The organism is Streptomyces durbertensis, from assembly GCF_014156695.1.
Classification (GTDB): Bacteria; Actinomycetota; Actinomycetes; order Streptomycetales; family Streptomycetaceae; genus Streptomyces; species Streptomyces durbertensis.
On record NZ_WMLF01000248.1, the window covers coordinates 1 to 7,823 of the forward strand.

The following is a 7,823-nucleotide window of genomic DNA, read 5'->3' on the forward strand; positions in this document are numbered from 1 at the left end:
AGGAGGGCTCGACCCCCGAAGCTTGAGCCCCGGGCCCGCCCGCGCGCGCCTCCCACCCGTTGCGCGGTCCGGAGATTCACACGTCCCGGGCATAGCGTGCGACGGCACCGCCGTACTGGGGGAGGTGGCGCGCGAGCGTGCCGAGCGCGAGGGCCGCCGCCTCCCGCTCCCGGCCGAGATCGATCAGCGCCAGCGAAAGGAAGGCGTCGACGGCGTCGTCAAGACGGCCCCCGGCGCGCTCCTTCTCCTCGGTCAGCAGCCGTACGCTCTCGGTCGGCTCGCCGAGGTTGCGCAGCGTGCTCGCCAGCTGGATCACCGCCTGTCGGCGGCGGTCCGCGCCGAGACCACCGGCCAAGGCCGCCCGGTAGTGCGTCGCGGCCTCCGCCTCCAGATCCGTGGCGTCACAGGCGGACGCCCACTCGAACCGTGCGACCGGATGCCCCTCGGGCAGTTCGGCGACCAGAGCCGCCATCTCCGCCCGGAACCCCTCCGCGTCCACCGCGCCGAACGTCTCCCACAACCGCGCGCACCGGGCTTCCCAGCCCTCAGGGATCTCACCATCCATCCGCCACATCCAACACCACCCGGTCCGGCGGGAGGCGCAGCGGCGGACACGATGGTCGCCTGGTTTCCCGAGTGCCTCGGCCCGCCGGAGCGGAGACTTGGCTCGGGCAAAGTTCTTCTCCGCTTACCGGGCCGTACATCTGGATTGGTCCAGACCATTGCCGGAATGTATGTGATCATGGGTGCTGCCAAGTGAGCCAGGTACACAGCGTCGTGTGCTGGACATTTCGATCCACGCTCGACTGGAGAACCCACATGGCCGCGACAGGGATTGCCTTACTCGGTCCCGAAAACGCCCATCCTGTCACCACGACGACCACTTCGGGGACTTCCGCGCCTTCAGTGACGACCACCGCGTCCTCCGGAACCTCCCGACCGACCCCGAACCCTCTAGCGTCGAGAGCGTTGCCGAACGCACATCACGAGCCACTCCACGACACCGTCGTCGTGATCCCGGCCCGCGACGAGGAGAGCGAGGTGCTCGGGTCCCTGGAGTCCCTCGCCGCGCAGACCCACCGTCCCGACCTGATCCTGGTGGTCGTCAACAACTCGACGGACGACACCGAGCGGGTGGCGGAGGAGTTCGCCTCCCGCCCGGACGTCCCCCCGACCCAGGTCCTGTCGCTTCCGCACAACCCGCACAAGAAGGCCGGGGCGCTCAACCACGGCCTGGCCCGGCTCGCCCATCAAGCCGGGTCCCTGGCAGAAGCCGCCCGTTTTGTACTGGTGATGGATGCCGACACCAGCCTCCACCCCGAGTTCGTCGCCCGGGCGCGGCTGGTCATGGAGTCCGATTCCGGGCTCGGCGGCGTCAGCGCGACCTGCTACGGCCGAGGCGGCCTCTGGAGGTCGACCTGGCAACGCTATCTGGCCGGGATGCAGATCATCGAGTACGGGCGGTACGCCCACACCCGCTCCCGCAGGGGCGTGCACACCATGGCCGGGGCGGGCTCGTTCTACCGGACGGAGGCGCTCCAACAGCTGATCGCCGAACGCGGCGAGGTGTTCTGGCAGCACAGCGGCAACCTGGTGGAGGACTACGAGACCACACTTGCCCTGAAGGAGTCGGGCTGGCGCGTGACCGCCAACCAGTACTGCGTGGCGTACACGGACCTGATGCCCCGGCTCCGGGACCTGGTCCGGCAGCGGGAGCGCTGGGTTCGCGGCACCCTCGACATCATGCGGCAGCGTGGCTGGACACGGCATACCCGGCTGTCCATCGTCCAGTACGTTCTCGGCCTGCTGGGCTTCACCTACAGCCTGGGCTGGATCGCGGTCTGGGTAGGGCAGTCGGTCGCGCAGGGCAGCCCGGCGGGTGATCCGCTGTGGCTGGCCATCCTGCTGGCCTGGTCGCTGTTCTCCGCGCTCAGGGTGGCGCCGCTGGGCTGGAAGGCGATGCTCGTCTGCGCCTCGCTCCTACCCGAGCTGGTGTTCCAGCTCATCCGCACCTACTGGATGGGGATGTCCCTCTGGCGGTCCTACACCTCGGGAGCGGCGACATGGGCGTGATGCGGACCCTGTCCGAACTGGGCCCCCTCGGCCTTGTGTTCCTGGTGATCAGCCTGTCCATCCTCACCTTCAGCGTCGGTTGCTACCTGGCCTCCTTCCCGCGTCGGCGGCGGGACGCGCGTGCCGTGCACGAGCGCCCGCGCGGACGCGCCCCTGCCGCCCTGGCCCCGCACCGGCCGCCCTCCCGCCGCACACCCGCGGGCACGTGAAGCTCCGCCTCGCCGCCGCCGTCCCGATGACACCTGTCATGACGGCGGCGGCCGGGACCTCTGGTGCGGGACGTGCCCCTGGAGTTCCCCGCGGTTGTCCGCGCCGCCGGCCACGCGGAGCGCCCTCCGATCACGAGACAGGTCGACATGGCCGGGCGGTCCGGCAACGGGGGTCAGGTGCTCCAGACGGTGAAGGCGCTGGCGGCGCCGACGACGAGAGAGGCGATCATGAGGGCGCGGCCGGTTCGGCCGATCAGGGTCTCCTGGAAGTCGGGCCTTGAGGAACCGAGCCGGGCGCCGGACGCGTAGCAGGCCGCGACGCCGAGCGCGAGGAGTCCGAAGGCGGCGGGGACGAACACCACGGCGGACGGCCTCCAACCGACAGGTTCAACCTCGCCAGGCCCGAGCCGGGTGACCGGAACCCGGGTTCCGGGACTGTGCAACTCGCCGAACAAGCCGGAGAACATGGTGACCGACGTAGCGTCGACAGCGGAGCCGTTGTCCGGAAGGAACGTGCCGCGGCACAGGATCGCCCGGCCGCGGCTGCCGTTGATCGAGCACTCGGAGACGGTGAGCGAGCCACGTTCGCCCACCATGCCGGCGGTCTGGCGTAGTTCGTAAGCGGCGCCGAGGAGGACCGCGAGGCCGAGCAGCGTCGCCACGACGGCTAGGAGGGCCGCCTTTGCCGGGTGGCCGAGGTCGGTGCTGGAAGGCACGGCGTCTCACATCGTGTGGTGTCGGGCAGCCGAAAGGGTCAGGGCAACGTCAGGATACGAGGGCCGGATTCCGTGACGGCGACGGTGTGCTCGATGTGCGCGGCGCGGCTGCCGTCGACGGGCCCGTCTCCCACAGCCGCGCGCACCGGGCTTCCCAGCCCTCGGGGATCTCGCCATCCATCGCCACATCCAACAGCACCCGGGGGCGCCTCAGTGCTTGCCGGCCTCGCCGTGCCAGTAGGCAGCCGACCTGGAGGTCTGGCGGACCACCTCGTCGGGTGCCGGCGGGGCGGCCCAGAACTGGAGGAGGTAGCGGTCCACGATCAGGCCACCCTTCAGGATCTCGGACTCCCGTTCCCGGGCCTCGTCCATGCCGAGCGCGCAGTAGCGGACGCGGTAGTCGCCGACGCCCAACTCCGTCTCACATACCGCCTGTTCAGCCCAGGGGAGCACCGCCAGCTTGGGCGAGGTGGGACGGAAGGGGGCCTCGACGATCTCCTCCCAGCGGTCGTCGAGCGGCGGTGGCGTGTCGTGGAACTCGACGGTCAGGCCGACGGTCCCGGTGTGCAGGCCGGTGACGAGGAAGAGCGCGCCGGGAGTCGTGGCTATGCACAACCCGTTGCGCTGCTCGGCGATGCCACCCAGGTCCGGGTACTCAGTGCCGCTGGCAACGTAGAACTGGCCGTAGTGGACCCACAGGTCGCCGTCGTAGACCGTGCGCGGCATGCTCGTCTCCCCACCTTCCGTTGACTCGGAAGGCCAGTCTTCCCGCCGGGTCTGACAGTCCGGGATCAGGTGATCCAGATGACGTAGGCGCAGGCGGCGCCGATGACGAGGGAGGAGATCACAAGGGCGCGGCCGGTCCGGCCGGGCAGGGTCTGCTGGAAGTCGGGCTTCGCGGCGCCGAGCCAGGCGCCGGCCGCGCAGCCGCCCGCCGTGCCGAGCAGGAGGAGCCCGAAGGCGGCAAAACCCGTCGCGTAGGCAGACGGCCGCCAGCCCACCGGCTTCACCTCGTCGACGCCGACGCGGGTGACCGGCGCTTGAGCCCCGGGACTGTGGACCTTGCCGAACGGTCCGGAGTCCATGGTGACCCGAGTGCCGCCGGAGATTGCGCCGTCGGGGAGGAACGTGCCCTGACACACGGTGCTCTTGGTGCGGGTACCCAGCACCGTGCACTTGTCGACGGTGAGTGAGCCGCGCTCGCCCGTCAGGCCGACGGCCTGCACAAGTTGGTACCCGCCGCCGCCGAGGAGCGCGAGGCCGAACAGCGCCCCGACGACGGCGAGGAAGGTCGCCTTGGCCGGGGAGCCGAAGTCGGTGCCGGAAGGCACGGTGTCACACCGCCTGGTGGTCGTAGCCCGAGCGGACCTCAGGGAAGTCCTTCACGGAGTTGAAGGTCGCCGCCGAGACCGCGCCGGCTGCGGCGAGCAGGCCGTTCAGCATGCGCATGGTGTTGTTGAACTGCTCGACGAGCTCGCCCCAGCGGCGGATGATCTGGACGAGGTGCAGGGCGGCCAGGGCGAACTGGGCGGCCGCGGCCGGGCCGCCGACGACCGTCGCGGCGGTCGCCTTCGCGGCGAGCACCTGCACAAGCCAGATCACGGCGCGGTCGCAGATCCAGACCAGCCCCTCCTTGGCGAGTTCCATGAAGCCGAGGATCATCCGGGCGATCGAGAGGTAATGCTCACCGAGGGAGTTGAGGCCCTTCTCGATCTCGGCGATCTTGTTTGTCATCTCGTCGAAGTAGGACCACGCGGTGTTCGCGGAGTTGCCCTGCCAGGTCGTGGCAAGGGCGGCGTTTCCGGTGTCGACGTTCTCCGCGATGTCGGAACAGCACGTTCCGACGTTCTTCCATGCCTCGGCGCACTCGGCGAAGGAGTCCCAGTTCCCGCCGACCCATTTGAGGGCTTCTCCGAAGGGGTCGAAGTTGAAGATCAGCTTGATGGCCTCGTTGACCATGGCGGAGGGGCTTCCCAGGTCCATGATCGTACCGAGCACCTTGTTGGCGGGCGCGAGTTCGAAGCCGCCCTTGTGGCCGCTGAAGAAGGCGTCGCCGCCGCCCACCGGCTTGAGGGCGTCGCGAGGAGTGCGTACGTCGTTGAAGGTTTGGCTCGCGGGTGCCTCCGCGCTGGCAGGCCGTCCCTTGGAGCAGGGATAGGTCGCGTCGACGCGGGCGGCCTCCTGCCGGTCGGTCTCGCGGTAGTACCGGGCCGCGCGACCCAGTTCGGCGCCGGAACTCTCCAGGGCGCCCTTGAGCTTGCGGGCGGTTGCCTTGCCGTCGGCGAGGTACGTGTCATGGCCCGGAGAGGCGAGCTTCCACAGCTCGCCGAAGACGGCCGGCCCCTTGGATTTCAGTTGAAAGGCTTCGCCGCCGAGGTAGGTGAGCGCCGCCTCGCTGTCTGCGGCGGCCCGCTCGACGAGCTTGCCGAAGGACTGGATGTCCGAGGGTTCTACCGCGAAGCCCATGGTGGGGGTTCCTCTCAACCTGGCCGACTTCCGGTTTCGGTCAGAGCGACCAATCGCCGCCGTGCTTGGGGGGCTTGCCAGACGAGCCCGGGGAGCCGGGCGGAGGCGTCCGGCGACGCTCTTCCTCCATCTCCCGCTGCTCGGCGTCCCGGAGTCGGCGGCCCTCCTCCTCGATCTCGGCGCGTTCGGCCTCGGACTTCTCGTCCCACTCGGCCATGAACTGCTGTGCGCCGTCCACCATCGCCTCGGCGTATGCGCCGCTGCGCGCCGCGTCCCGCAGCCCCATGCGCCCGGCGAGCACGTCACGGGCCATCTCCTGGAGAACCGGGCCGGCGCCCCCGCCCGCGAGCGTTTCGAGTGACTTCCTCAACAAGCGGGCTTCCGCCGGATCCTTGGCCATGTCGAGAAACTCGGAATCGTCGACCTGCCGTTCAGGCTCTTCCGTCATCGCCCCGCCTTTTTCGCCCGCACCGATCCGGCGGCGGCAACGATACAACAGCCCCGCGCCGGCCCCGTAGGAGCCGGAGTCCTGAACCGACCGTTCCGAACACCTCCCCCCAATCCGCTCGAAACGGATCATCTCCTTTCATTGCGAAAAGCGGGTTCCGGTACCGACGAATTCGCGGGGGCCTGAACGAAACGCGCGCCGAGGCGTCCTGGCGGGTGGGGCAGCAGTTCCAGCGCCCGGGGGCGGACAGACCCTAGGGTGCGGACATGACGTCTTCTGACGAGAGCGGGACCGAGCACGCGACCGGGGCCGGGGCCGGGTCGCGGTTCTACGGAGAACTCGCGCACTGGTGGCCGCTGATCTCGCCGGTGTCGGAGTACACCGAGGAGGCGGAGTTCGCGGCCGGGCTGCTGGAGTCGGCGGAGATCCCCGTACGGGAGGTGCTGGAACTCGGCAGCGGCGGCGGGCACAACGCCTTCCACCTGCGGACGCGCTTCGACATGACGCTGGTGGATCTGTCGGAGGAGATGCTGGAGGTGTCGCGGCGGCTGAATCCGGGTGTGCCGCACCTGCGGGGCGACATGCGGAACGTACGCCTCGGGCGGCTCTTCGACGCCGTCTTCGTGCACGACGCGATCGACTACATGGCCACGCGCGGCGACCTGCTCGCCGCGTTCCGCACCGCGCACGCGCATCTCCGCCCGGGCGGCGTCGCCGTCTTCATCCCCGACCACGTCGCCGAGGACTTCCACCCGGAGACGGACTGCGGCGGCGGCGACGCCGAGGACGGCAGCGGCATCCGCTACCTGGAGTGGACGTGGCGGCCGGCGGACGCCCGGGACACCGCGCGCACCGAGTACACGTTCACCATCCGGTCCGCGGACGGCGGGATCCACGTCGTCCACGAGACGCACGAGTTCGGCCTGTTCCCCACGCGGGACTGGCGGCGGCTGCTGATCGAGGCCGGGTTCCGCGTGGAGACGGCACGGGAGCCCGGCGACGCCGGCCGCACCGCCTTTGTCGGCCACCGGCCGCACGTCTGACCGCCCGCACGTCTGACCGCCCGGGCGACGGGCGGGAAAAGGACTCGTCCCCGCCACGGCGTCGGCCGATGATGTGCGCATGTCTGTGAGGCAGACGCTTGCGCGCGTCGACGAGGAGTTGGCCGCCGGCCGGGTGCCGTTGGCACGGCAGCGTCTGCGCGGACTGGTGTCCTCCTTCCCGGCGGACCTGGAACTCCGCCGCCGGCTGGCCGAGGTGTACCGGCTGTACGGGGACGACGCCGAGGCGGGGCGGTGGAACTACCTGGAGGCGGACCGGGACCCGGCGGAGACCGCCGCCTTCGAGGCGAGGTACGCGGACCCGCGCCGCCGCATGCGGGCACTCGCCTGGCGCGGCCCCGAGGAGTCGACCGAGTCCCCCGTCGTGCGGGAGCGGCTGGCGGCTGTGCGGACAGCCTGCTCGGAGGCGATCGGACGCCCGGTGGACTGGGAGTCGGTGCGCACGCTCACGGAGGACGACCCGCAGGAGGTGCCGGGCGATCGTGGCGGTGTCCTCTGGGGCCTCCTCTTCCTGTTGATCTTCCTCTTCGCGGTGGTGGTGTGGGTGAACGGCTTCGTTGCGATGTTCTTCTGAGCCCGGGCGGGAGCCGACAGGTCGACAGGCTCACCAGCCGGCGGCGCCACCGGCGCCGAGGAGGATCGGCAGGGCGCCCAGGACCGCTGACAGCGCGAGGACGATCAGCAGGATCACGCCGAAGACGAGCAGCGGGCGGGTGTCCACGCGTGGCAGTGGGCGGCGGCGGCCGGCCGCCGTGGTCCGGGGCGCCCGCGGTATTCGCCGGGCGAGCCGGCGCTTCCAGTACTCCAGCCTGAGTCGCAGATGGCCCTTCGGCACGTCCCTCGCCTCCCC

The 7,823-nt window shown here is 70.4% G+C and carries 11 protein-coding genes; 4 read left to right on the forward strand and 7 right to left on the reverse strand.

Annotated features, from left to right (window positions below; genetic code table 11):
* Positions 1 to 76: 76 nt before the first annotated feature.
* Positions 77 to 565: a tetratricopeptide repeat protein gene (locus GL263_RS16695; protein WP_182856523.1), complete on the reverse strand. Its 489-nt coding sequence runs from the start codon at positions 563 to 565 to the stop codon at positions 77 to 79.
* 404 nt (positions 566 to 969) lie between these two features.
* Here GL263_RS16695 and GL263_RS16700 point away from each other — a divergent pair, with 404 nt between their 5' ends.
* Together GL263_RS16700 and GL263_RS16705 are read left to right on the forward strand one after the other, a co-directional pair.
* Positions 970 to 2,073 carry a glycosyltransferase family 2 protein gene (locus tag GL263_RS16700; protein WP_182856524.1) on the forward strand — a complete coding sequence of 368 codons (1,104 nt, stop codon included), beginning with the start codon at positions 970 to 972 and terminating at the stop codon, positions 2,071 to 2,073.
* Positions 2,064 to 2,282, forward strand: a complete 219-nt coding sequence (locus GL263_RS16705; RefSeq protein ID WP_182856525.1) for a hypothetical protein — start codon at positions 2,064 to 2,066, stop codon at positions 2,280 to 2,282. Before GL263_RS16700 ends, GL263_RS16705 begins: the two co-directional genes overlap by 10 nt.
* A gap of 173 nt (positions 2,283 to 2,455) precedes the next feature.
* Here the strand turns inward: GL263_RS16705 and GL263_RS16710 are convergent, their stop codons facing one another.
* The 5 genes from GL263_RS16710 to GL263_RS16730 form a co-directional block, all read right to left on the reverse strand.
* Positions 2,456 to 2,998 (reverse strand): hypothetical protein, encoded by a 543-nt coding sequence (locus GL263_RS16710; RefSeq protein ID WP_182856526.1) that lies wholly within the window; start codon positions 2,996 to 2,998, stop codon positions 2,456 to 2,458.
* Between the two features lie 210 nt (positions 2,999 to 3,208).
* The gene (locus GL263_RS16715; RefSeq protein WP_182856527.1) at positions 3,209 to 3,724 is read right to left on the reverse strand and encodes a hypothetical protein; all 516 of its coding nucleotides are present in this window, start codon (positions 3,722 to 3,724) and stop codon (positions 3,209 to 3,211) included.
* Between the two features lie 65 nt (positions 3,725 to 3,789).
* Positions 3,790 to 4,329, reverse strand: coding sequence for a hypothetical protein (locus GL263_RS16720; RefSeq protein ID WP_182856528.1), 540 nt, complete (start codon positions 4,327 to 4,329; stop codon positions 3,790 to 3,792).
* Positions 4,330 to 4,333: 4 nt separating this feature from the next.
* On the reverse strand, positions 4,334 to 5,464 hold the full coding sequence (locus tag GL263_RS16725; RefSeq protein ID WP_182856529.1) for a WXG100 family type VII secretion target: 1,131 nt from the start codon (positions 5,462 to 5,464) through the stop codon (positions 4,334 to 4,336).
* Positions 5,465 to 5,504: 40 nt separating this feature from the next.
* Positions 5,505 to 6,044, reverse strand: a complete 540-nt coding sequence (locus tag GL263_RS16730) for a hypothetical protein (protein ID WP_182856530.1) — start codon at positions 6,042 to 6,044, stop codon at positions 5,505 to 5,507.
* Between the two features lie 134 nt (positions 6,045 to 6,178).
* On the opposite strand from GL263_RS16730, the gene GL263_RS16735 reads away from it, so the two are divergent.
* Positions 6,179 to 6,955, forward strand: a complete 777-nt coding sequence (locus tag GL263_RS16735; protein WP_182856531.1) for a class I SAM-dependent methyltransferase — start codon at positions 6,179 to 6,181, stop codon at positions 6,953 to 6,955.
* A gap of 79 nt (positions 6,956 to 7,034) precedes the next feature.
* Complete coding sequence (locus GL263_RS16740; RefSeq protein WP_182856532.1) at positions 7,035 to 7,547, forward strand: DUF6584 family protein; 513 nt, start codon at positions 7,035 to 7,037, stop codon at positions 7,545 to 7,547.
* 30 nt (positions 7,548 to 7,577) lie between these two features.
* Here GL263_RS16740 and GL263_RS16745 read toward each other — a convergent pair.
* A partial coding sequence (locus GL263_RS16745) for a hypothetical protein (RefSeq protein WP_438947969.1) occupies positions 7,578 to 7,823 on the reverse strand: 246 nt, incomplete at its 5' end.

Bases quoted from the DNA above. Each gene is read 5' to 3' on its own strand.
- GL263_RS16695 (WP_182856523.1), bottom strand. From the start codon at position 565: ATGGATGGTGAGATCCCTGAGGGCTGGGAAGCCCGGTGCGCGCGGTTG.
- GL263_RS16705 (WP_182856525.1), top strand. From the start codon at position 2,064: ATGGGCGTGATGCGGACCCTGTCCGAACTGGGCCCCCTCGGCCTTGTG.
- GL263_RS16715 (WP_182856527.1), bottom strand. From the start codon at position 3,724: ATGCCGCGCACGGTCTACGACGGCGACCTGTGGGTCCACTACGGCCAG.
- GL263_RS16725 (WP_182856529.1), bottom strand. From the start codon at position 5,464: ATGGGCTTCGCGGTAGAACCCTCGGACATCCAGTCCTTCGGCAAGCTC.
- GL263_RS16730 (WP_182856530.1), bottom strand. From the start codon at position 6,044: ATGATCCGTTTCGAGCGGATTGGGGGGAGGTGTTCGGAACGGTCGGTT.
- GL263_RS16735 (WP_182856531.1), top strand. From the start codon at position 6,179: ATGACGTCTTCTGACGAGAGCGGGACCGAGCACGCGACCGGGGCCGGG.
- GL263_RS16740 (WP_182856532.1), top strand. From the start codon at position 7,035: ATGTCTGTGAGGCAGACGCTTGCGCGCGTCGACGAGGAGTTGGCCGCC.